We start from the raw sequence: 25,221 nt of genomic DNA, 5'->3' as shown, positions 1-25,221 counted from the left end.
CGCTAATTATTTTTTACTTTTTTAAACTTATGTATATTAAACATACATATACCCAAAATCAATGTAAATATAGCAATAAATTGTGATGTAGAAAAATTCCCTACATTTCCTCTAGGATCATTTCTTAAAAACTCAACTAAAAACCTTCCTATACTGTATAAAATCATATATGCCCCGAATACTTTTCCTTCTTTGGGTTTTTTATTAAAATACCAAAACAATAATATTCCTAGAATAAAATCAAATATAGATGAATAAATTTGAGTTGGATGCAGCCTTATTCCAGAAGGTGCCATGGATCCCTCTGGGAAAACTATTCCTAAATGTGAATGTGTAGGCGCCCCATAACAACATCCCGCAAGTAAACACCCTATTCTTCCAAATCCTTGTGCAATGGCTACTAATGGTGCAACCATATCAAATACCTTTAACACATTCCATTTTTTTCTTAAACAATATATACAAATTGCAAGCGCTCCACCACCTATGGCTCCATAAACAACAAAACCATATCCTATATTAAGTAAAACTTTAGGATTTTCCATAACAGTTTTAAATTCAGTAATAATCCATAAAATTTTACCACCTAAAACTCCACTTAATATAGACCATAAAAATAATCCCCATATATCATCTTCATTATATCCCATTTTTTTACTTTGTTTATCTAATAATAGTAATGCCACACTTATTCCTATAGCTATCATTAGCCCGTAACTACGTATTTTTATTCCAAATATTTCAAATAAGGTTATTTTCATATAGCCCTCCAATTAAACAAATAAGGGAAGCCAAGGCTCCCCCAATTTTGACTTTATTTAATTATAATACTACTTTACGCTTAAATCAAATCCTTATTTTACTTTAAAAAATCACTTATAGCCTCTCCAATTTTTTCGGCCATTTTAGTTTGTATTATTGGATTTTCCACCTTTTTAACCTCTGATGGATTTGTAATAAATCCACATTCTATAAGTAAAGAGATCATATTACTATTTCTAGTTAAATATAGATTATGATCTTTAGATCCTCTATTTTTAAACCCCAATTCTGATAATCTTTTACATATTATATCAGATAATTCTTTACTTTTTATAGCCTGAATACAAGGTGTTTTATCATATATTATATCATTTATAGTTTGTAATCCTGAATTATCTAAGTTAGGCCTATAACTACTATAATGTGTACTAACTCCTTCAACTTTAGGGTTACCAATTGAATCAAAATGAAAACTTACAAATAAATCTGCTTTATTATAATTAGCAATATCACATCTTTGTTGTAAATCATTTTTAACCTCTTTATAACCTTTTAGATAATCTCGTGTATAAATAACATCGAAATTACGTTCTTTTAAATATTGTCCTACCTTCATTGTTAACATTTGAGTTAAATCGCATTCTCTTACGCCACCTACTCCTATGCATCCAGAATCAATAACACCGTAAGTAATATTTTTATTTCCATGACCAGCATCTAAAACTATTTTTGCCTTTTTAGTATTAATTCCACCTAAAATAGTAATTGGTACATACTTAAAAGTATCTAACCTTTTTATACTGTATTTATCTTTTACATGTACTCCTAACAAATAGTCTTTTCCTTCATTTGGTGACATCCATGTAATTGTATCCTTTTCACTATAATCTTTTAACATTGTCCATTTACCATTTCTTTTATCCTTAATCCAAAATTGATACAATGGTTTTGAAGTTGCTATAGCACATGCCTTTAAATTATATTGTTCACCTTGTTTAAGTCTACCATCTGTTATTTCACTACTATTTTGGTATATTTTAAAATTCTTTACATTGGCTATTATAGATTCTCCTATAACTTTTATAGATTTATATTGATATAGGTCTAGTCTTTTATCACTATATTTATCTTTTACATGCACTCCTAACAAATAATTTTCTCCGTCACTAGGTGATATCCAACTAAACATATCACTTTCACTATAATCCCTTAGTATTGTCCACTTATTTGTTCTTTTATCCTTAAGCCAAAATTGGTACAATGGCTTTGTAGCAGAAAATGCCTTTACTTTTATTGTATAAGCCTTTCCTTTATTAAATAAATTATTTGTTATAATGCTATTTCTATCATACACTTCAAAACTATTTAAAATTGTATTTTGTGGACTTTGTGATACTAATTGAATACCTTCATATTTATAACTATCCAATCTCTTATCACTATACTTATCTTTTACATGTACTCCTAATAAATAATCTTTTCCTTCTAAAGGTGATGTCCATACTATGGTATTATTTTCTCCATAATCTTTTAGCATCATCCATTTATTTGTTCTCTTATCCTTAAGCCAAAATTGATACATTGGAATACAGTTTTTTTCTACTTCTGCCTTTACTGTATAAGTTTTTCCCTTTTTTAATTTTCTATTAGAAATTACTGTAGTCCCGTCATATATTGATAAACCTTTTACCTTGGCTATACCTTTGATAACTTGTATATATTCATAATAAAAGTCATCTAAATTTTTCATACTATATTGACCTTTTACATGTACTCCAATTAAATAATCACAATTATCCATAGGTGCAACCCATGTTATTGTATTTTTAGTATCATAATCTCTTAACAGAATCCATTTATTAGTCCTTCTATCTTTAAGCCAAAATTGATATAATGTATTTTCTTCACTCTTTGACTCTGCCATTAAAGTATAAGTTTTTCCTCGTAAAAGTTTTTCTTTAGTAACATCTAAATTACCATCTAAAATTTTAAAATCTTCTACTATGCTTTTAGGACTTTCATCACTTAATTCTTTTCCTTTTTCAACCATAGCTACAATTTGTCTGCCATAATTAGGATTACCAACAGCCCACTTATTAGCTAATAATTCAACATAAGGTGCAACTCCTCTTGTAACTTTTTCAAATCTTGGATCTACAACATCATTCACTAATTTCTCTTTACTTCCGTAGGCTTTAAGATGTTGAATAACAGCTCTTATACCGATTTGAATACTAGGAAAGCTATTTCCCTTAGCACCACCACCAGTAGCTCCAATACCTCCAAAATTATTTTGTGTTTCACTTACATCTCCACCAAAATTTAAAAACCCTGTTTCTTTCATCATTAAGGCAAAAGCTATATCTGGACGAACCCCTTCCCTTTGTCCTTCCTCCCAAACATAATTAACAAAATTATATATATATCTAGTATCTTTATTGTGATTTCTATGTTTAAGATATGTAAATGCCTGTCCTTTTGTCATTTCTGCCTGTCCCATGATAAGTGTACAATCTTCCTGTTTCGTATCTAAATAACTGATATGTTGCTTGTATTCTTGTTTATCTACGACTTGATTCGTTGAATTTTTATCTTGCAATATTTCATCTGCATAAGTTACATGAATTCCAAAAACAAAACCAATAAACATTAAACTATAAATAAAAGTCCTTATTCGTTTGTTGACATTCTTCATTTTATCTATCCCCTTTATGTCATAATAGAAAGTAACTTTACATGATTTGTTATTTTAAGCGTAAAAGGATTAAAATGAACTGTTTCAATATTTAAACTTCTATATTATTCTATAAATTCCTCCAAAATATTTATATTTTTTGACTTTTTTTAAAAACAAAATAAAAAATAGGAAGAAGTTTTATCTTCTTCCTATTTTAAAATGATTTTTAACTTACTTTACGCCTCTGTATCAATCTTATGTTACTTAAAAAAATCATTAATTGCTTGTCCAATTTTTTCAGCCATTTTATTCTGCATATTTGGATCTTTAATTTTATTTGCTTCAGTAGGATTAGTAACAAACCCATTCTCTATAAGTAAAGATGGCATGTTAGTATTTTTTGTTACATATAAATTATGATCATTAGATCCTCTATTAACAAAACCTAGTTCAGCTAGTCTTTTGCCTATTAAATTAGATAATTCCCTACTTTTTATAGCCTCTGTACAAGGTGTTCTATCATAGACTATATCATTCATAGTCTGTAACCCTGAATTATCTAAATTAGGTTTATAGCTACTATAGTGCGTACTAATACCATTAGCACTTGGATTATTGCTACTATCGAAATGAAGACTTACAAATAAATCCGCTTTGTTACTATTAGCAACATCAACTCTTTGTATTAAATCTTCCCTTACTTGTGTATAACCTTTTAAGTAATCTCTTGTATAAATTATGTCAAAGTTTTGTCTTTGCAAATATTGTCCTAACTTTAATGTCAAACTTTGAGTAAGATCACTTTCCCTTATACCGCCAACGCCAACTGCGCCTGAATCATATCCGCCATAAGTAAGATTTCTATTTCCATGTCCAGCATCTAAGACTATCTTCTTCTTATTCTTACTATTATTATTTATGATAGTTCCATAAAGTGTTATTGGCTGATACTTAAAACTATCCAATCTCTGTTGACTACATTTATCTTTTATGTGAACCCCTAATAAATAATCTTGACAACTTTTTGTAGGTGCTGTCCAAGTGACTGTATTACTTTCTGCAAAATCTCTTAACATAGTCCATTGATTATTACTTTTGTCTTTAATCCAGAATTGATATAATGGCTTTGAAGCTCCATTAGCCGTTGCTTTTAACGTATATTTTTTACCCCTTTGAAAAACATGTGATGTTATTTCTTTTGATCCATAATACATTTTAAAGCTTTGAACTTGGGCTGTTCCAGACTCTACCTTCATAGAACTATACTTAAAATCGTCTAATCTTTCTACACTATATTTATCTTTTACATGTACTCCAAGTAAATAATCTTGCCCCTCTGTTGGTGCTGTCCATGTAATTGTATTGCCTTCCTCGAAATCTCTTAACATAGTCCATTGATTATTGCTTTTGTCTTTAATCCAGAATTGATATAATGCTTTTGACTCTGCTATAGCAGTTGATTTTAATGTATATGATTTTCCTTTTTTAAATACATAATTCTTTATTTCAGTATTTCCATCATACACACTAAAACTTTGAATATGAGATTTTTCTACTTCCAAGTGAATAGGATTGTATTTAAAATCATCTAATCTTTCAATACTATGATTATCTTTTACATGTACACCTATTAAATAATCTTGACCATTCATTGGTGCTATCCATGTAAATGTATTACTTTCTGCAAAGTCTCTTAACATAGTCCATTGGCCATTTCTTTTGTCCTTTATCCAAAATTGATATAATGGCTTTGATTCTGCTATAGCTACTGCTTTTAATGTATATGTTTTTCCTTTTTTGAATACTGAATTTTTTATTTCGTTATTACCATCATATACACCGAAACTCTGAACGTAAGATTTCATTGACTCTAGCTTCATAATGTTATATTTAAAATCATCTAACCTTTGTTTACTACTTTCATCTTTTACATGTACTCCTATTAAATAGTCTTTTCCGTCGGTCGGTGCTGTCCAAGTACATGTATTATTTTCTTCATAATCTCTTAACATAGTCCACTTATCTGTACGCTTATCTTTAATCCAAAATTGATATAATACTTTTGAATTAGCTATAGCATTTGACCTTAATGTATATGTTTTTCCCTTTTTAAATACAAAATCCTTTATTTCAGTATTTCCATCATATACACCAAAACTTTGTAATTTGGCTTTTTCTAAAATAAATTGAACTGGAGTATATTTGAAGTCATCTAATCTTTCTTTACTACATTTATCTTTTACATGCACCCCTATTAAATAATCTTTTCCATCAGATGGTGAAGTCCAAGTAAATATATTATCTTCACTATAATCTCTTAACATAGTCCATTGATTTGTTCTTTTATCTTTAATCCAAAATTGATATAGTATTGTATTCATACTTTCAGCTTCTGCAACTAAAGTATACTTTTTATTATAAACAAACTTGTTATCAATATTACACTCTGCACCATTATCATAAACCTTAAAGCTTTTTAGAATCGCTTTTGGATTTCTACTTTCTAAGGTCTTAGCATACTCCACCATTTTAACTATATCCTGTCCATAGTTAGAATCTCCTGCAGCCCATTTATTAGATAAATCTTCTACATATGGAGCACATCCTCTTGTAACTAAATTAAATCTAGGATCTACTAATTCCTTATTTAGTGGATCTTTACAAGCATATGCCTTAAGATGTTGAATTACAGCCCTTATGCCTATTTGAATAGTTGGAAAGCTTGCCCCTGCTACACCTCCGCCTACTGCTCCAATACCGGCAAAGTTATTTTGTTCTTCACTAACATCTCCGCCAAACTTTAGAAATCCTGTTTCTTTCATCATTTGTGCAAACGCTATGTCTGAACGAATACCTTCAGCTTCTCCTTCTTCCCAAACCCAAGTAACAAAATTGCTTATATATTCATCGGATTTTTGAGAATTTCTAAGTCTTAGATACGAAAACGCTTGCCCCTTTGTTATTTCTGCCCTTCCCCTAATTGATGTCTTTTCACTTTCAACAAAGGCCTTAATATCTCTACGCTTTTCAGTAATTTGTTCATCCTCTACATTTTGTTTTATGCCTTCAATAGTTATATTTCTTGATTCCTTTTTAGAATTACCATTAATATCTGTAACAATGAAATCTATTTCATGTTTACCTTCTGATAGGTCTTTAGGATTTAACTTATACGAAAATTCTCCATAAGTTTTTTCATCATCATCCTTATGTATCACTTGAAAAGGTATATTATCCATTTTTTTGTCATTGAAATAAACCTCTACATTGTCCACAGGATTAATACTTATTACTGAAGCTTTAACTTCCTTTTCTATACTTAATGTTTCTTCATCCTGTAAGTTATTTAAACTAATTTTAATGGCATTCATATCCGATATAACTTCTTCAGCATATACCATATTTGAACTAAAAATAAAACTTATAAAAATAAAACTGTAAATTAACGAAAGTACCTTTCTATTCTTCATTTTCATTTTATCAAACCCCTCTTTATCATCATCTATTTTCTTTTGTTGTAATAAGATTGATTACGATTAAGCGTAAAGGGATTAAATATTAAAAGATACTAAACATTAATATTAAAGATATAGAATTAATTAGATCCTCCTTCCCTACATTCTACTCCAATATTAAAAATTCTACACTTTTACTTAAAATCCTTTAATATATAAGTTTTTCTAATTAATTTTAATTAAATGTTCAAACTTATAACCTTGTTTAGAATTAATTATTTTTTATTAACTTTAATAGTATCAACTATTGTTTTAAATACTCTTCCCATTTGCTCCCTATAATTTTGCTTATTTACTGAAAAAGATATCCTAACAAATTGATCCCCAATGTCTATAAAATACTCTTCTACCCTAAAAGTATTAGTCCCTGATATTTGCATATCGTATATAAGCTTATAGGCCTTTTTATTATTAAAAATAAACTTTTCTAATTTATAATTATTAATAACATTTTGTTTTGATGAAATTTCTTTACTACTATAAAGAAAATCTTTTAAATCTGATTTCTTATTCCACAGTTGTACATATCCATAGATTTTTTTATCGGGAGACTTAAATTCATTATGATATGTTATTTCTCCACCATTAAATTTTTCTTCATTCGTAACCCAATTTTTAGGTAAGAAATAGCTTAATTTTCCATTAGGATTTTTATATTGCTTTAGCTCATTTATATTATTTTCAGAAAAAGCGGTTAATTTTAGTTTACTATTTAACTTTAATTCTCCAATTGTTAAAACCATCATTAAAACTATCAGCACAATAATATTTACAACAACTTTTTTATTCTCCACTTTATCCCTCATATGTATCCCTCCAATTTCATTTTTTAGATATAGTAAAACATATGAGACTTTTAATAAATTTATTACTAAAAATAAAACACCTTGTTAAGAAATAAATATAACATCATTTCTTACAAAGCGTTTTATAGTAATTATTTATTTTTTTCTAATAGGCACTACTACACTTGATTTTCTAAAATCATAGAACATTAACCAATATCCACTTTCTTGACATTTATATGGTATCCAAGTTACAAATCCTGTTCTTCCACCATAAGGTTGACACATTCTATCCTTTCCACCTGGTATAGCATAAAGGATATATAGTAGTTTTCCTTCTTTGTTACATTTATAACCTATACAATAATGTTTATGTTTACTTATATAGGAGTAATAGCAAATCATAGGATAATATATAATTGTATATCTATCAAAATCCGAACAATCATACATATCTTCTAATTTTTCCACAGGTATCTTATACCATTTACACATTGGTATTTCTTCACCCATATCCTGTATCTCGTCAAAACAAGAAATCAATCCTTTAAAATAAGCTCCTAGTCTACCTATTGGCATATCTTCATGAGTACATTTTTTACAACAACATTTTTTCTTTTTGCGTAACATATCTTCAAAGGAATGATATTCTGAATTCTCATCATATCTAAAATCCATTTGTGGTTCTTCCATAAATTCTTCTAGATATCTATTACAAAATTCATCATCCTCATCAATTATATTGTCTTCTGATTCTGCCTTTTCACCTATAACTTCTTGTGATCTTTCTAGACTTTCTTCTTTATCTAATATTTCTTCTGTTTCTTCTCTATTTAATACTTCTTCTATTTCTGTATTTTCTTTCTCTGTTGACTCTTCAGATAAAATCTCATTTTCCTTACTTTTATCCTGATTAGTACTATCATTTGATTCTGATTCACTTCTTACTTCTTCTTCAGGTAAACTTTGTATTTCTTCTTCCTTTACATTTTCCTCTATCTTCTTTTCATACTCGTCAAATGTTCCTCTAGGAGACTCCTGTTTTTTTGGTTCTTCCACTTTTTCTTCTTGTTCAATTTTAGGATCTTCTCTAGTTTTATCTGGTTCCACATTTTTAGTTTCTTCTTTTTCTGCAACTTCATCTTCCCTAGTAACTTTTACAAGTTCATATTTTTTCCAATCCTTAGGCATATCTGAACCCATAAAACCACTCATTAATGAAACTATGTCCTTTTCAATAACTTTACTTACAGTTGCTCCTATTATATGTTGCATTGACATTTTAGTACCAGCAATGTTATCTACATCATATTCACAGCTCATGTCAATTTTTCCTTGCTCACTTATACTTAGTTTACCAAGCACTAATAGCTTTTTAACGCTTTTTTCTTTGCAAACTAAGACCATATAATATGGTTCCATACCTGGATTTATATTTTGGGCATAAAAAGAAACTTTACATTTATTATTTTTCTTTTCAAGTTTCACATAACCAGAAGAACTCTTATCTCTATCTAATGCGTACCCCTTTTCATCTTCCTGTAATATTATAAAGTATCTTGAATAACTTTTCTTAGAAGCCACTTTGGTCCCTCCATATACAACTTATTCTTTATAATATATGAATGAACTTCTGAAAAGTGAACCTATTTATGTAAATTTATTTGAATTTAGCCATAGTATTAGCAAGTTTAGCAAATTCCTCTAAGCTTAAAGTTTCTCCTCTTCTTTTTTGATCAATTCCACTTTCTTCAAAAATTCTTTCCATAACTTCCTTATCGAAACCTAGGGTTTTAGTGGCATTCCATAATGTCTTTCTTCTCATATTAAACGACGCTCTAACTAATGAGAAAAATAATTTTTCATCATCTGTTTTCACTCTTGGTTCTTCTAATTTTTCTAACTTTATTACTATAGATTCTACCTTTGGTCTAGGTACAAAACAATTAGGAGATACCCTTCTTATTATTTTAGTATTACAATAATATTGAGCTAAAATAGATAATGCACCATACTCTTTAGTACTTGGTTCTGCATCCATTCTCTCTGCAACTTCTTTTTGAATCATAATAGTAAGAGATTTAAAATTGTAACCACCTGTAAGTAAATTAGATATTATGGGAGTTGTAACATAATAAGGTAGGTTTGCAACTATCTTTATAGAATTTTCTTCCCCTATTATTTCATTAAAATCTACTTTAAGTGCATCCTTATTTATTAAGGTAAAATTATCAAAAGAAGCTAATTCCTCTTCTAATATAGGAATTAATCTAGTATCTAATTCAATAGCTGTAACTCCCTTAGCTCTTTTTAATAATTCTCTAGTTAGAGTCCCTACTCCTGGACCTATTTCTATTGCATAATCCTCTTTAGTTACTTCAGCTGAATCTAATATATCTAATAATACACTTTCATCTACTAAAAAGTTTTGTCCCAAACTCTTTGCAAATTTAAACCCGTGTCTCTCAACAACTTCTCTAGTAGTTAACTTTTCCATATGTAATCTCCTTTTAAATTAAATTTCACTCTCTATTTTATTCATAGCTTCTACAAATTCATCTCTACTAATACCATAATTATTTAATCTTGTAATCATTTGATTTGTATTTCCATATCCAATTCCTAATTTCTTACCTAAAAGCTCTCTTCTATTCTTAGAATCATCTTTTCCTGTAAGCCCCCAAAAAATCATGTCTTCTATATTAAAGAATTCTCTTTTTTCGGTAACCTCAAATTTAGTGTTTTTAAGAGCTCTTAGAATAGCCTCTGGACATGCATTTTCTACTCCGATATCCCCATCTTTAGTACCTTCATCTCTTCCAATATAGGCATGTTTAACATTAGGTACTCTTTTAGAAATTATCTTTCTAATTTTTTCTCCTGCAAAATCAGGATCTGTCAAAATAATAACACCACATCTTTTTTGAGCTTCTTTTATTTTTTCTATTACTTTTCTATTTATTCCAAAACCACCAACGGCTATTATTTCAGCATCAACTGCTTTTTTTACAGCAGTAATATCATCTCTGCCTTCAACCACAATAACTTCTTTTATCATTTAGTTTCCTCCAAAGTTTATTATTCAATATTAAACTATTTAATTATACTATAATAAGAAATAAAATAAAATCTAATAATATTTGCCTAAAATCTAAAATATATAAATGGATTAAAGTTTGACCCTGTTATGTATAATATAGAAATAATAAACATACTCATTAATATAGCTATCCACATACCTTCTGTTATAACTATAATTAAATTATTCTCAGTCTTAATCTTACTATTAAATAAGGAATTTAATTTTTTAATTAAAGGTGTAGAAAATATTATTCCTATTATTATAAAAAACATATACTCTTTATCTATAACCCCATATATTTGATTAACTTTCGTAAAATCAACCTTAAACATTCCCTTAATATACTTTAATGCTAATTTAAAATTATTCGCCCTAAAAAATACCCATCCGACTAAAACAACAAGCATAGTGTAAATTCTTTGTAGTATAGTAGGTACTTTCTGCAATAATTCTCCAAACTTTCCTCTCTCTAAAATAAGGAACATTCCATGAAATAATCCCCAAATAATAAAATTCCAACTAGCACCGTGCCATAATCCTGTAGCAAAAAATACAATTACTAAATTTCTATAAGTTTTAAATTTCCCCACTTTACTTCCACCTAAGGGAATATATAAATAATCTCTAAACCAAGTAGATAATGAAATATGCCACCTTCTCCAAAATTCTTTTATACTCTTAGAGATATATGGATAATTAAAATTCTCTAAAAAATCAAAACCAAACATTTTTCCGAGACCTATTGCCATATCCGAATATCCTGAAAAATCATAGTATATTTGTAATGCATAACAAACTATCCCTAACCAAACCAATACTGTATTACTATAAAAAGAAGGCTCTTTAAAAACATAATCTACTATAAAACCATTGGAATTTGCTATTAATACTTTTTTTGAAAGGCCTATTATAAATCTTTCCATTCCATGTGTAAATTTATATAGATTTACTTTTCTAGTATTAATTTGTTCTTCTATATCTATATATCTAACTATTGGTCCTGCAATAAGTTGTGGGAATAGCATAATATATAATCCAAGGTTTATAATACTTTTTTGTGGTGTTACCTCTTCCCTATAAACATCAATTATATAAGACATCATCTGGAATGTAAAAAATGAAATTCCTATAGGTAATACTATTTTGTTATTCATAATACTGAAATTATTATTGAATATTTTCCCTATATGTTCAACATTATGAATAAAAAAATTAAAATATTTAAAATACCCTAATATGCTTAGATTAAATAATACACCTAATATAAGTATACATTTTTTTATATTATTATTTTTCTTATATTTTCCTATTAAAATACCAATTAAATAATTTACTATAATAGAAAAAAGCATTAAAATAAGATATTTCGCACCACCCCAAGAATAAAATATTAAAGAACCAAGGAGTAAAACGAAATTTTTAAACTTTTTATCCGAAAAAAAATAAATGATTAACATCAATGGTAAAAATATGAATAAAAATATCGGTGAACTAAATACCATACTTCCTCCCTATCTTCCTTCCCCTATATAATATACTTTCATAGAAAACCAACGATTATTATTTTTATTAACTTCATTCTGCGAGTTATCAACATCACAAAATCTAAAAGCAGAATTCATTTTTAAATCAACCTTATACAAATGATCTTTTGATATATTAAATTTATTCTTAGGAATATTTATATTATAAATTCCTGACTTATTTATAGGAACTTTACAAACCAACTTTCCATTAACATAAATATCTAATTGAGGATTATTAGAAGATTTCTTTAAATAGTCTAAAGGAATATAGGTCTTAATGCTAATTCCACTATCTTCTATTTGCCTGTTTTTTAATTGTACAATCCCTTCATCAGACATCCAATTATAATATCCATTTTCATCTTTATTTACTGTGAAAAATCCTGTACTTTTGTAAGTTAAATCTTCTGGTGTACTAGCGGACTCAAAATTTTTAATATATTCATACTTAGGAAATCCCTTTGTATTTAGATAATCTTTAAAAATTTCAATAAATCCTTCTCCCATATTATTAAGAGCCGTTTGATTAACTTCAAGAATAATCATATCCTTATTAGGTAAATATCTATCTAAATATGCATTACTTAACTCCTTATTATTTTTATCTATTGCAACCTGCTCATTAACCATTTGTTGAAATTTATATCTTCTTACAAACTTTTTATAGAACATGAAGTCCATTTCATTAACAACTCTATTCATTCTTAAATATTTAATAAGTTGCCAATTGAAACTTCCACCTTCAATAAATATATTAGGCATATTTCGTGTATCTTTTTTCTCCGATTTGACTATAGGAGATTGAAATTTATACTTTTCCTTACTTTTAAAATTTAAAACAGATTGTATATCTACATCTTCTTCATTAAAAGATTTATTACTTTCTAATATATCATCTACATATATATTAGTTAAATCTAACTTTGAGGTTTTATTAACATAATCTACAAATCCATTTACTACCTTCGCTGCTGTCACAAATGTCCAATGAGTTCCATATTTTGAATATAAAGGCGTATTAAATAATTTCTTGTTATCTTCTATATACTTAACACTATCAAAGTATTTAATATCTGTATCGTTTAAAATGTTTAAAAACCTATAATAATCTCTACTTTTTCCTTGTCTGTCTTTATGTAACGTTCCTTCTCTCACTGCCCTTTCTGGTAAATATTCATGATAAAAATGAGCCTTACTTGGAGTTATTATCAGATAAAATTCTTTTCCAGATTTATTACACATTCTTCTTATTTCATCTATATTATATACTAATTTTTTTAAATCTTTATCAGAAGTAGTTTTTCTAAGTCCTAAATATTCATCTACATAATCTGGTTCAAACAGCATTCCTTCTTTACCTTTTATTGCACCTGGTAATGCAGATTTATCAAATATATTAGATTTTAATTTTGAATACAATTTAATAAAATTATTTCTTAAAGAAAAGTTACCACTATACCATTCCTCGAGATCTTTTTGATATGATCCCTTTAAATAACTCCTTAAAGAAAATGTAGGTTTATTCTTTTCTATAGTTGCTCCTTTTAGTTTTGGAGTTTTTATTAGATGAACTTTTTCATTTATACATACAGAACTAATTATTATAATAAATAAAATAACTATAATATGATTTTTTCTTTTATTCGTAAATTTATCTTCCATATGCATTCCTTCTTTCTTTTTGATTATTTTCCTATTCTACTTATTAATTATACACTAATTTTAATTGTAAATATAAAAAAAGGAAGCTTACTAGCTCCCTTTAAGTATTTCTTTATATATTATTCTAGAATGTATAAATCTACATATTGCATACCCCAATCGGTAGCTTCAGAATAAGAATTCATATAAAGATCTATTTTATTCCCTTTTATTGCTCCACCTGTATCCTCAGCAATAGCTAAGCCATAACCTTCTACATAAACCTTAGTTCCTAAAGGTATAATTGATGGATCTACTGCTATGGTACTATATCCACTTGAATTTCTTCTTGCTTTTGTTCCACTTGCTGTCCTTCCTGCATAAGGGTCATCTCTAACCCCTTGTGGATTAAAATCAGCTGTATACGCAGTAGCTTTAACTCTTAGTTTTCTAGCATAACTCATTTTTGAACCACGAGAAGCCTTAACCACGTTTAAAGTTCCTACAGCTAATATTTGATTTATAGGTTGTTTTAAAATTTTCTCTTCAACTACATGCCTTGAAACTTCTTTTCCATCCTCATATACTACCTTAGTAGCTATAAGTTTTTCTCCAGTTTTACCATTTTGGATTACTTTTTCAGTTCCTGTCTCATACTCTTTAGTTTCTCTAACCTCTTTTGCAAATCGAATTGGTTCTGATTTCTTTTCAATTTTTTCATTTACTCTGGTAATCTTAACATTTAACCCTTCTTTAATTGCAGTCTTAGGATCTAGAGATAACTTGTCTAATTTTTCAACTTTAATCTTTTGAGCTACAAGTAACTCTTTTACAGTATCCTCTGGAGATTTTACATTCAACTGTTTACCATCAACAGATACAGTTACATTAACAGCCCTTTTAATATTTATATTATCTCCATCTTTTACTTTACTGTTCGCATTAACAGAAATTTTATCATGTCTATCTAAGGCTATACCATTGTTGTCTAAAATATTTTTCAAATTACTGCTCAATGTCGTTATAGTTTTAGTTTGTCCATCTATTGTTATAGTTATAGTTTTTCTTAAAGAAAAAATCGTCATCGTCATACAAGTTACAACTAAAACAAATATAAAAAGGGTCTTGGGCATGCTGGAAAAGTAATGTTTTAATTTTCCTTTTGACATCATACTCATACTTGGTTCCCTCCTTCAAAGAGTCTTTGTGTATTATACCCTAAATCTTCTTTAGCGTCAAATAAGGGTCATAGCACTTTGACATTAAATGCATTATTTGCATAATATATACTGATATTTATTTACCAGTTATATGAATAGAAGGTTATATTTTTATGACTTGTAATAATTATATGTAACAACTATGTTTATAATTACTATGAATACAAATAACATCTTATTTTCATGCTATATTAATTCAAATCTTCCTTTTAATTCTAAAACTATCTTTCTAGAAAATTGGTATAAATTACACATTTTTTTATCCAAACATTATACCATATTATTTATTATTTTACCATATCTTAAGAAATTTTTTTGCATTTTGTATTGTTATATTTGCAACCTCATCTTTTTGCATTTCTTTTATTTCTGCAATCTTTTCAATAACATATTCAATATAATTTGATTGATTTCTTTTTCCCCTAAAAGGTACTGGAGTCATATAAGGGCAATCTGTTTCTACCAAAAGCTTATCCATCGGTACTTCCTTTACAACATCAATAATCTTTTTAGCGTTTTTAAAAGTTACAACACCTGTAATTCCTATATAATAATCAGCTTTTAAACATTCTCTAGCAAATTCTACTGATCCTGAAAAGCAGTGTACAACCCCCTTAACTTCTGGAAACATTTTAATTATTTCTAAGGTATCCCCATGTGCATCTCTATCATGAATTACTACTGGTAAATTTAATTCTTTAGCTAACTCCATTTGTCTTATAAAAACTTTTTTTTGCACTTCTTTACTAGGATTTTCATCCCAATAATAATCTAGTCCAATTTCTCCTATAGCCTTAACCTTATCATTTTTAGCTAATATTTTTAATTCGTTTACTATATCTTCATTAAACTCTTCGGCCTCTTCTGGATGAACTCCTATTGCTGCATAAATAAAATCATACTTTTCAGCAAGTTGAACAGAAGTTTTTGAAGTTTCAAGAGAAACTCCACAGTTTAAAATACCCACTATTCCTTTTTCATTGTGAAGTCCCTCTATAAGACTATATCTATCACTATTAAAACTTTCATCATCATAATGTGCATGTGAATCAAATATCATAAAATTTCCCCCTCATATTAATATTAGTGATTTAAAGCAAGCTACTTATAAATGGTGTTAAAATACCAAGTATTCCACCCAAAAGTGCACCAAGCCATGTAATAGCTTTTAATTCTTTATTAGCTATTTCTATAATTATATCTTCAGTAAATCTTACATCTAGTTCATTGATTTTTTCTTCAACTATATTAGATATATCTAAGGATTTAATTATATCTTCACTACTTCCTTTGATAATTTTATTATATATTTTATTTACAATTTCTTCTTTATTTATAGCCCCACCTATACTCTCTATTGAAATTATATCCATTATTTTCTTATTCAAAACATAGTGTATAACTTTTTTGCTTAAACTTTTAATTACACTTTCAAATGAATTACTTACTATAATCTTATTATAAAAGAAGGTTATAATCTTTTCCTTTGAACTACCAACCTCTTCTATTAAAGTATTTAATGTTAATTTCTTATCATCCATTTTTTCTTCTATATTATTTAAAATTTCAACTAAGAAATCTTCACTTAAAACTTTATTTTCAAATAAATTTGCAATATCAACTATAACACCTTTTCTATCTTCTTCGTTAAATCCATTAACTACTGTTTCTAAATGATTTTGCATAACTTTTTCAAGTTCATTGTTTATAAATCTAGCTATTCCTATTTTATTTTTCTCTTCATCTAGAATCTCAGAAATTATAGATGTAAATTTATCATATATAGAATCAGTATTTAAAAACATAGCCATCATAGGATTAAGTTTATTTTTTATAATATCATCTATTATATTTCTTATACTTTCTTTAGATTGATCTTGTTTTAAAAAGTCTTTAATTTCATTAGCAATTTCTTCTCTATGATCAAAAACATAATCTTGAGCACCATCTTGTATAAAATCGGGAACAATTTCATTTAGCTTTGTGCCCTCTTCAATTTTTTTCTCTAATTTATTTTGAAAATAATTTATAACTTTATCATTAAATTCCTTTGAACTCTTATAGTTATTAATTAGATTAAATATAGTATTTTTTATATTACTTCTATACTTATCTTTTATGATTTTATTTAATGGATAAGAAAAGACCTTATCTATTCCTTCCTTTACTAAGGGATAACTTTCTTTTTTAAATTCTTCTTTTTTTACATATTCCATTAAAGCTTTAGAAAGTTTATCTTCATAATTTAAAATAACTTGGTCATTGTTTTCTTTAAAGATTTTTTTAGTTAGCTCCCCGATAGGTTTTTCTCCATTAAAAACTTTATCTATTTTATCTGTAATAATTTCATAAACTTTATCTCTAACTTCTTTTCTTTCCAAGGACTTAGTCAATGTTTCTTCTGTAAGTAAATGTTCTCCTACTGCTTTTCCAACACTTTTAGAAATTCTATATCTCTCTTTTGGTATAAGTCCTGGGGTAAATGGAATCTTAATATTAAAAATTCTTTTTTCTTCATAAGGTCTAAATAACATTTTTATAGCTAGCCAATTGGTTAGATATCCAATAATAGCTCCTATTAAAATTGAAATCAAATATTTCATATCTTCACCTCTACATCATTTTATTAATCTTAAAGTTATTTTCTTTATTAATTATAGTTGATTTAAATTACTTAAAATCCCTTAATGATCTTAAGTAATTATTTCTTCTCTTATATAGAATATGTATTTACACTTATTTATGTTTTACTATGTTTTAAAATAATAGTCAATTATATTCTTATACTATTTTCTAAAAATTTATTATGTATTATACAAAACAAAATGACACTAATAATTTACAGATTTCCATCTCCAAATTATTTTAGTGTCATTTGTTTCATAAAACTATATGAAATAGTTTTAAAATTTTATTATCTTACAACACTTCCTGTTGGCAGATTTTTAGTAATAGTTGCTAAAGTAAGTTCACTATCATCATTTGTTGATGCAGCTAAAATCATTCCTTGGGATAATTCTCCTCTTAATTTAACTGGCTTTAAATTAACAACCATTATAACTTTTTGTCCTACTAATTCCTCAGGTTTATAGAACTTAGCAATACCTGATATTACCTGTCTAACTTCTCCACCTAAATCAACCTTAAGTTTTAAAAGCTTATTTGCTTTTTTAACAGGTTCGCACTCTAAAACCTTGGCTATTCTTAAATCTATTTTTTCAAAATCTTCGATTGTTATTTCTTCTTTAATTGGAAGCATTTCTTGAGTTTTTTCTGTGCCATTCATTTCTGCTGCAATTTTTCTTTGCTCTTCGGCAACCTTTTCAAGTTCAGCCAACTTAGCATCTACATCTATTCTTGGGAATATAACTCCTGTTTTATTTACTTTAACTCCAGGAATTGTACCATCAAATTCTTTTAAACTTTCAAATGTAGTATTTGTAATACCTAATTGAGCATTAATTTTTTTACTTGTTTCTGGTAAAAATGCACTTAATAAAACTGAAGTAAATCTTAAAGATTCTGTTAAAACATAAAGAACTGTTGAAAGTCTTTCTTTTTTAGTTTCATCCTTTCCAAGTACCCATGGTTGAGTTTCATCTATATATTTATTTGTTCTTCTAATAAGAGCCCAAATACTGTCTAAGGCAGCTGGAATTCTTAATGCATTAATTGCATCTTCAACTTTCTTAGGAGTTTCTAATGCAAGTTTTATAACTTCATCATCAAACTCTCCACTTTCTATTGGTGCTTGAATTTCACCATCAAAATATTTATCTATCATAGTAACTGTTCTAGATACTAGATTTCCTAAATCATTAGCTAAATCTGAATTTGTCTTCTTAATAAAAATTTCATTACTAAAAATACCATCAGCTCCAAATGGAATTTCATGTAATAAATAATATCTAACAGCATCTACACCAAAATGATTAACTAATGTTTCAGGATGTACTACATTTCCTTTAGATTTTGACATTTTACCATCTTCAAGCATTAACCATCCATGTCCGAATACCTGCTTTGGAAGTGGTAAATCTAAAGCCATTAGCATAATTGGCCAATAAATTGTATGGAATCTTATAATATCTTTACCAACTAAATGTACATCTGCTGGCCAAAATTTTTCCATTAAATTTTCTTGTGAATTTTCATATCCTAACGCTGAAATATAATTAGATAATGCATCTATCCAAACATATACTACATGCCCTTTGTCAAACTCTACTGGAATACCCCAATCAAAACTTGTTCTTGAAATACATAAATCTTGTAATCCTGGTTTTAAGAAGTTATTTAACATTTCATTTTTTCTTGATTCAGGTTGAATAAATTCTGGATGATTTTCAATATATTCAATAAGTTTTGGAGCATACTTAGACATTTTAAAGAAATAAGCTTCTTCCTTAGTCTTTTCAACTGGTCTTCCACAATCAGGACATTTTTCACCTACTGCTTGTGTTTCTGTCCAGAAAGATTCACAAGGAGTACAATATAATCCTTCATAAGAACTCTTATAAATATCGCCTTGATCATATAATCTCTTAAATATTTTTGATACAGTTTCTACATGATATTCATCTGTAGTTCTTATAAATTTATCATAGCTAACATCCATTAGTTCCCACAAACTTTTAATTCCTGCAACTATTTCATCTACATATTCTTTAGGTGTTACACCTTTTTTTTCTGCAAGTCTTTGAATTTTTTGACCATGTTCATCAGAACCAGTTAAAAACATTACATCATAACCTGTTAATCTTTTAAATCTAGCTACAGCATCAGCAGCAATTGTAGTATAAGTATTACCTATATGAAGTTTTGCTGATGGATAATATATTGGCGTTGTAATATAAAATGGTTTTTTATTACACATAATACCGTTCCTCCTTCAATGTTTATTATAATAATCAATTTCTTTTTTATTAATGTTTTTATAAAATAAAAAAACCTCTAAGCACAATTGCTTAGAGGCGTTATATACGCGTTACCACTCTATTTCATATTTATGTCTTCATAAATATCTCACTAAGTGACGGCTTCAACAAATTTAGAAACTTATCACCCTATAATATAACGGTCATTACCGTATTACCCTTACTTTATAAAAGCTCGAATAATCAACTCAGAGGCCATATTCATAAATCTCCATATCACCAGCTTTCACCTAACCTGGCTCTCTTTAAATACTTTAATTTACTACTCTTCTCTTCATAGTCTTTTAAAAACATTTATTAATATTTATATTAATGATAGTATATACATTCTATTATGTCAAGTTACCTTTTTTAAATAACTATAATGTCTGGAAATATATTACTCTTATTATTATACTATTAATTAATAAAACAATTTTAAAATAAAAATATATAAAATTTTAAAATATGTGTTTAAAATCTAAAATTCTGTTAATACTATTAATACATATATGATCCCCCTAATTATATATGTATCCCCCATATGGCACAAACGTGCTAAAAGACCATAATTATAATTATGGTCTTTTTCTTATTCGTCTAAAAATTCATATTATTTTGCTTCAACTTTAATAATATTACTTAAAATTCATTATTAATGCTTTGATTTTTAACCTCTTCTTCTTTGCTTTCTTCATTTAAGTTCATTTTATCAGTATTTTTTTGATCTTTTTCAGATTTTTTTAAAAAACTCCATTTAGTTTCTGCAGTAATTAAAGCTATAAATATAATTAAACAGCCAACTATCATTTTTAGCGTAAATTGTTCTCCTAATAATATTGCAGAAAATAAAGATCCAAAAACTGTTTCCAAACTTAAAATAATAGCCGCCTCAGTAGATGATGTATACTTTAAGGCTACATTTTGAATTATGTATGCAATCATTGTACTAAAAATACCTAAATAAATTACTCCTAACCATCCGTGTAACGTAGCAAATGCTGGTGAAGTTTCTTTACATATAATAGCTGCCAAAAACGAACATACCGCTGATACGCCCATTTGTAGTATAGTTATAACTACAGGATCTGATTTTTTATTATAATATTCCGCTACCACAATATTAAGTGCAAAAAATACAGCACCTAGGATACTTAAAGTATCTCCCTTTGTAATACAAAACCCTTTATTAAGAGTCAATAGACATGTACCAATTAGACATAACGCAGTTCCTATAAATTGATACTTATCTGGTGCATGTTTTGTAAGCATCCAATAAAGAAATGGTACAATAACCACATATAATCCTGTCAAAAATGCTTGTTTTCCAGGAGTCGTATACTGAAGACCTATTGTTTGAACTGCAAAGGCTAAAAATACAACAAATCCAACCACCAATCCGCCTTTTATGTCTTGCTTGTTTATATTCTTAAGCTTTTTATAAAAGACTATACTTAATAAAACAAATGCTATTGAAAAACGGAATCCCATACCATAAAATGGTCTAAGTCCTCCTCTTAAAGCTATATCTGTTGCAGGAAATCCCCCTCCCCAAATAATAGCACAAATAAATAAACATAAATTAGCCCAAAATTTTCTACTTTTACACTTCATATAATTCCTCCTCACATTTTTATAAATTAACACACAAAAAAACAGCTTAGTACATGACTTTAAGCTGTTTTTTAGAAATATGTTTAATCTGTGTTATTAAAAGCAATTTTTGCAACATTGTAACTACTATTTGCTCATATCTTTACATTTATTAGTACAAGCCTTCATTGCCTTCATAATAGAACTCCTAAATCCATTTTCTTCTAACACTTCTACAGCTTCTATAGTTGTACCCGCTGGTGAGCACACCATATCTTTTAATTGTGCTGGATGCTTACCTGTTTCTAAAACCATTTTTGCAGAACCTAATACTGCTTGAGCAGCAATTTTATACGCTTTATCTCTTGGCATACCATCATATACAGCAGCATCTGCCATAGCTTCTATTAGCATAAAAATATACGCCGGTGATGAACCACTTAAAGAAACAAATGCATCAATTAATTTTTCTGGAATAACTTCTACCTTTCCAAAACTTGAAAAAATACTTTTAACTTTATTTAAATCATCATCATTAATATTCTTATTTCCACATACTGCAGCCATACCTTCACCTACTAATGCTGGTGTATTAGGCATAGTTCTAACTATTTTATGTTCATTTCCAAAATATTCTTCTAAATTTGCAATGGTTTTCCCTGCAACAATACTAATAATAATTGTATCTTTTTTAATAGAGTTCTTAATTTCACTTGCTACACTTGATAATATGTTAGGTTTAACTGCTAAAATTAAAACATCTGCTTTTTTTGATACTTCTATATTATCTACAGTAGTATTTGCCCCATATTTTTCTTTTACCTTTTCTAAACTTGGTACAAATAAATCAGCAACAAATATTTCTTGTGGTTTAACAATTCCTGAATTTATTATTCCACCTATCATTGCTCTTCCCATATTACCGCATCCAATAAAACTAATATTAAAACTCATTACTTAGCCTCCCCACTTATTTATTACTAGGCATTAAGAAAATCATTTTTTCTTAATGCCTATATTTAACTATACAAATATTATACTACTATTTAGTAAAACTTTGCATAATATTTATCAAATTAGAGAGACTATTTTCTATTTTTTTTATAAATTCTTGTTTAATTTTCATCAAAGAAAAATTAACAGTTAAAACTTTGCTCTGTTCTTTCAATTATTTCATCTTGAAGAACTTTATTTAAGTTACAGAAATAATCACTATATCCAGCAACACGAACTATTAAATCTTTGTATTCTTCCGGATGTTTTTGTGCATTTAATAATGTTTGTTTATCTACAACATTAAATTGAATGTGATGTCCTCCCATCTTGAAGTAAGCCCTTACTAAATTTTTCACATTTTCTAATCCTTCATCCCCTGCAATTACATCTGGAGTAAATTTTTGATTTAACAATGTACCACCAGTTTTTACATGATCCATTTTAGATGCAGATTTAACTACAGATGTTGGTCCATTTTTATCAGCTCCCTTTGATGGAGATATACCCTCTGATAATGGCTTTCTAGATAGTCTACCATCTGCACTTGCACCCATAACTTTACCAAAGTAAACATGGCAAGTTGTTGGCAACATATCTATTCTATAAGTCGCTCCAGTTGGAGCTAATCTTCCATTTATTGAATCATAGTATGCATCAAATATAGATTTCATAACATCATCTGCATAATCATCATCATTTCCATACTTAGGAGTTCTATTGTTTACAATATTGTATATATCTTCATGACCTTCAAAATTATCTTTTAAAGCTCCCATTAATTCTTTCATTGTAAATTTCTTATTGTCAAATACATTATATTTAATAGATGATAAAGCATCTGAAATAGTTCCTATACCAACACCTTGAATATATCTTGTATTATATCTTGCCCCACCTGCATTATAATCAACAGCCTTAGTGATACAATCATCAATAATAACTGACATAAATGGTGATGGCATTGTTATTGCATATAATTTTTCAATAATTTGATTTCCTTCAATTTTAACATCAGCAAAATATTTTATTTGTTTCTTATATGCATCAAATAATTCATCATAAGACTTAAATTCTGTTACATCACCAGTCTTTAATCCTATTTGCTTTCCTGTCATAGGATCAACACCATTATTTAAAGTAACTTCAAGAATCTTAGGCAAATTAAAGTAACCAGTTAATGAATAACGTTCTTTACCAAATGCACCAGTTTCAACACATCCTGTTGTTCCACCACATCTAGCATCTTCAATAGATTTTCCTACTCTTAACATTTCTTCAATAACTGTTTCTACATTAAACATAGATGGTTGTCCAAATCCTGTTCTAACGATTTTGGCCGCTCTTTTAATAAACTTATCAGGATTTAATCTACTAATTTGAACATTTGAACTTGGTTGTAATAATCTCATTTCTTCAATTACATCAAGAAGCATATAACTTAACTCATTAACACCATCTTTGCCGTCCTTAGTAACCCCACCAATATTAATATTACAAAAATCTGTGTAAGTTCCACTTTCCTCAAGTGTAATACCAACCTTAGGTGGAGCTGGTTGATTATTGAACTTAACCCAGAAACATTCCAATAATTCCATAGCATTTTCTTTAGTTAAAGTTCCCTCGTCAACTTCACGTTTATAGAATGGATATAAGTGTTGATCCAATCTTCCTGGACAGAATGAATCCCAAGTATTTAATTCAGTTATTACACCTAAATGTACAAACCAATACATTTGAAGAGCTTCTGCAAAATTTCTTGGTGCATGTTCTGGTACCCACGCACATCTTTCTGAAATTTCCATTAATTCTTTTTTTCTATTTAAATCTTCTTCTTTGTCTGCTAATTCCCTAGCATATTCAGAATATCTCTTACCATAAATTATTAATGCATCACAAGCAATAGCCATAGCTTCAAGTTCTGCCTTTTTCTCAAAAAACATAGTATCATTAAAACAATCTAATTTATCTATTTCATTTTGAATTTGAGCTTTAAAATCACCAAATCCCCTATGATATATTTTATCATCTAAAGCAGCATGTCCTGGTGCCCTTTGTTCCATAAATTCTGTTATTATACCGGCCTCATATGCATCCATCCATTCTTTAGTCATATTTTCTAAAAGAATGTGTCTCATAGCCCTGTTTTCCCAAAACGGAATTATAGTTTCCTCTTGGAACTTCTTAGAATGTTCAGAAACTTTAAAAGAAATTTTTTCACGTTGATCCATAATATCAAAATCGCTTAAAGTATGACAACAAAGTTCAGGATAAGTTGGAGTTGCGGCTGGTGCCTCTCCTCTTTCTCCTACAATTAATTCTCCATCATTAATACAAAGTTTTTTATTTTCCATAATATTTTTAAAAGCTAATGCTCTTAAAATCGGAGTTGGAACTGCTCCTTGGTATTTTTTGTAAATCTCTGTAACGAGATTAGCTCTTTCCATAGAAATATATGGAACTGCATTTACACTTTGAGCTCTTAATTTTTCTACTCTTTTTGTTTTCATA

The 25,221-nt window shown here is 28.0% G+C and carries 16 protein-coding genes and 1 other annotated feature; all 16 genes read right to left on the bottom strand.

Features of this window, described 5'->3' with window-relative positions:
• Nucleotides 1-2: 2 nt before the first annotated feature.
• The 16 genes from QOZ93_RS00145 to hypD all read right to left on the bottom strand — a co-directional run bounded on the left by QOZ93_RS00145 (nucleotide 3) and on the right by hypD (nucleotide 25,220).
• On the bottom strand, nucleotides 3-761 hold the full coding sequence (locus tag QOZ93_RS00145; protein WP_307354658.1) for a prolipoprotein diacylglyceryl transferase: 759 nt from the start codon (nucleotides 759-761) through the stop codon (nucleotides 3-5).
• A gap of 98 nt (nucleotides 762-859) precedes the next feature.
• Nucleotides 860-3,457 (bottom strand): N-acetylmuramoyl-L-alanine amidase, encoded by a 2,598-nt coding sequence (locus QOZ93_RS00140; protein WP_307354657.1) that lies wholly within the window; start codon nucleotides 3,455-3,457, stop codon nucleotides 860-862.
• A gap of 242 nt (nucleotides 3,458-3,699) precedes the next feature.
• Entirely contained in the window at nucleotides 3,700-6,909 is a 3,210-nt protein-coding gene (locus tag QOZ93_RS00135) for an N-acetylmuramoyl-L-alanine amidase (protein ID WP_307354656.1), read from the bottom strand.
• 260 nt (nucleotides 6,910-7,169) lie between these two features.
• Nucleotides 7,170-7,760, bottom strand: coding sequence for a PsbP-related protein (locus QOZ93_RS00130; protein ID WP_307354655.1), 591 nt, complete (start codon nucleotides 7,758-7,760; stop codon nucleotides 7,170-7,172).
• 135 nt (nucleotides 7,761-7,895) lie between these two features.
• Nucleotides 7,896-9,323 carry a hypothetical protein gene (locus QOZ93_RS00125; protein ID WP_307354654.1) on the bottom strand — a complete coding sequence of 476 codons (1,428 nt, stop codon included), beginning with the start codon at nucleotides 9,321-9,323 and terminating at the stop codon, nucleotides 7,896-7,898.
• A 76-nt stretch (nucleotides 9,324-9,399) separates the two neighbouring features.
• Nucleotides 9,400-10,236, bottom strand: a complete 837-nt coding sequence (gene rsmA, locus QOZ93_RS00120; protein ID WP_307354653.1) for a 16S rRNA (adenine(1518)-N(6)/adenine(1519)-N(6))-dimethyltransferase RsmA — start codon at nucleotides 10,234-10,236, stop codon at nucleotides 9,400-9,402.
• 18 nt (nucleotides 10,237-10,254) lie between these two features.
• Nucleotides 10,255-10,797: a ribonuclease M5 gene (gene rnmV / locus QOZ93_RS00115; RefSeq protein ID WP_111943969.1), complete on the bottom strand. Its 543-nt coding sequence runs from the start codon at nucleotides 10,795-10,797 to the stop codon at nucleotides 10,255-10,257.
• A gap of 86 nt (nucleotides 10,798-10,883) precedes the next feature.
• Nucleotides 10,884-11,975, bottom strand: a complete 1,092-nt coding sequence (locus QOZ93_RS00110; protein ID WP_307354652.1) for an MBOAT family O-acyltransferase — start codon at nucleotides 11,973-11,975, stop codon at nucleotides 10,884-10,886.
• Between the two features lie 357 nt (nucleotides 11,976-12,332).
• Entirely contained in the window at nucleotides 12,333-14,009 is a 1,677-nt protein-coding gene (locus tag QOZ93_RS00105) for an alginate O-acetyltransferase AlgX-related protein (RefSeq protein WP_307354651.1), read from the bottom strand.
• Nucleotides 14,010-14,128: 119 nt separating this feature from the next.
• Nucleotides 14,129-15,166 (bottom strand): 3D domain-containing protein, encoded by a 1,038-nt coding sequence (locus tag QOZ93_RS00100; protein WP_111943972.1) that lies wholly within the window; start codon nucleotides 15,164-15,166, stop codon nucleotides 14,129-14,131.
• 334 nt (nucleotides 15,167-15,500) lie between these two features.
• Nucleotides 15,501-16,268 carry a TatD family hydrolase gene (locus tag QOZ93_RS00095; RefSeq protein ID WP_307354650.1) on the bottom strand — a complete coding sequence of 256 codons (768 nt, stop codon included), beginning with the start codon at nucleotides 16,266-16,268 and terminating at the stop codon, nucleotides 15,501-15,503.
• Between the two features lie 31 nt (nucleotides 16,269-16,299).
• A complete protein-coding gene (locus QOZ93_RS00090; RefSeq protein WP_307354649.1) occupies nucleotides 16,300-17,811 on the bottom strand; it encodes a DUF445 family protein in 1,512 nt (503 codons plus the stop codon).
• Between the two features lie 311 nt (nucleotides 17,812-18,122).
• On the bottom strand, nucleotides 18,123-20,084 hold the full coding sequence (metG, locus tag QOZ93_RS00085) for a methionine--tRNA ligase (RefSeq protein ID WP_307354648.1): 1,962 nt from the start codon (nucleotides 20,082-20,084) through the stop codon (nucleotides 18,123-18,125).
• Nucleotides 20,085-20,174: 90 nt separating this feature from the next.
• Nucleotides 20,175-20,432: a binding site (T-box leader), on the bottom strand.
• A gap of 334 nt (nucleotides 20,433-20,766) precedes the next feature.
• Nucleotides 20,767-21,738, bottom strand: coding sequence for a DMT family transporter (locus tag QOZ93_RS00080; protein WP_307354647.1), 972 nt, complete (start codon nucleotides 21,736-21,738; stop codon nucleotides 20,767-20,769).
• A 126-nt stretch (nucleotides 21,739-21,864) separates the two neighbouring features.
• Entirely contained in the window at nucleotides 21,865-22,671 is an 807-nt protein-coding gene (gene proC, locus QOZ93_RS00075) for a pyrroline-5-carboxylate reductase (RefSeq protein ID WP_307354646.1), read from the bottom strand.
• Nucleotides 22,672-22,853: 182 nt separating this feature from the next.
• Complete coding sequence (gene hypD, locus QOZ93_RS00070) at nucleotides 22,854-25,220, bottom strand: trans-4-hydroxy-L-proline dehydratase (protein WP_307354644.1); 2,367 nt, start codon at nucleotides 25,218-25,220, stop codon at nucleotides 22,854-22,856.
• Nucleotide 25,221 lies beyond the last annotated feature (1 nt).

This window comes from Hathewaya limosa (assembly GCF_030815255.1).
Taxonomy (GTDB): Bacteria; Bacillota; Clostridia; order Clostridiales; family Clostridiaceae; genus Hathewaya; species Hathewaya limosa.
This window is presented reverse-complemented; position numbering and strand designations above follow the sequence as displayed.

Coding starts and splice junctions, on each gene's coding strand:
- QOZ93_RS00090 (WP_307354649.1), bottom strand. CDS start 17,811: ATGAAATATTTGATTTCAATTTTAATAGGAGCTATTATTGGATATCTA.
- QOZ93_RS00105 (WP_307354651.1), bottom strand. CDS start 14,009: ATGGAAGATAAATTTACGAATAAAAGAAAAAATCATATTATAGTTATT.
- QOZ93_RS00130 (WP_307354655.1), bottom strand. CDS start 7,760: ATGAGGGATAAAGTGGAGAATAAAAAAGTTGTTGTAAATATTATTGTG.
- hypD (WP_307354644.1), bottom strand. CDS start 25,220: ATGAAAACAAAAAGAGTAGAAAAATTAAGAGCTCAAAGTGTAAATGCA.
- QOZ93_RS00080 (WP_307354647.1), bottom strand. CDS start 21,738: ATGAAGTGTAAAAGTAGAAAATTTTGGGCTAATTTATGTTTATTTATT.
- QOZ93_RS00140 (WP_307354657.1), bottom strand. CDS start 3,457: ATGAAGAATGTCAACAAACGAATAAGGACTTTTATTTATAGTTTAATG.
- metG (WP_307354648.1), bottom strand. CDS start 20,084: ATGTGTAATAAAAAACCATTTTATATTACAACGCCAATATATTATCCA.
- QOZ93_RS00095 (WP_307354650.1), bottom strand. CDS start 16,268: ATGATATTTGATTCACATGCACATTATGATGATGAAAGTTTTAATAGT.
- QOZ93_RS00110 (WP_307354652.1), bottom strand. CDS start 11,975: ATGAATAACAAAATAGTATTACCTATAGGAATTTCATTTTTTACATTC.
- QOZ93_RS00135 (WP_307354656.1), bottom strand. CDS start 6,909: ATGAAGAATAGAAAGGTACTTTCGTTAATTTACAGTTTTATTTTTATA.
- QOZ93_RS00100 (WP_111943972.1), bottom strand. CDS start 15,166: ATGAGTATGATGTCAAAAGGAAAATTAAAACATTACTTTTCCAGCATG.
- proC (WP_307354646.1), bottom strand. CDS start 22,671: ATGAGTTTTAATATTAGTTTTATTGGATGCGGTAATATGGGAAGAGCA.
- rnmV (WP_111943969.1), bottom strand. CDS start 10,797: ATGATAAAAGAAGTTATTGTGGTTGAAGGCAGAGATGATATTACTGCT.
- rsmA (WP_307354653.1), bottom strand. CDS start 10,236: ATGGAAAAGTTAACTACTAGAGAAGTTGTTGAGAGACACGGGTTTAAA.
- QOZ93_RS00145 (WP_307354658.1), bottom strand. CDS start 761: ATGAAAATAACCTTATTTGAAATATTTGGAATAAAAATACGTAGTTAC.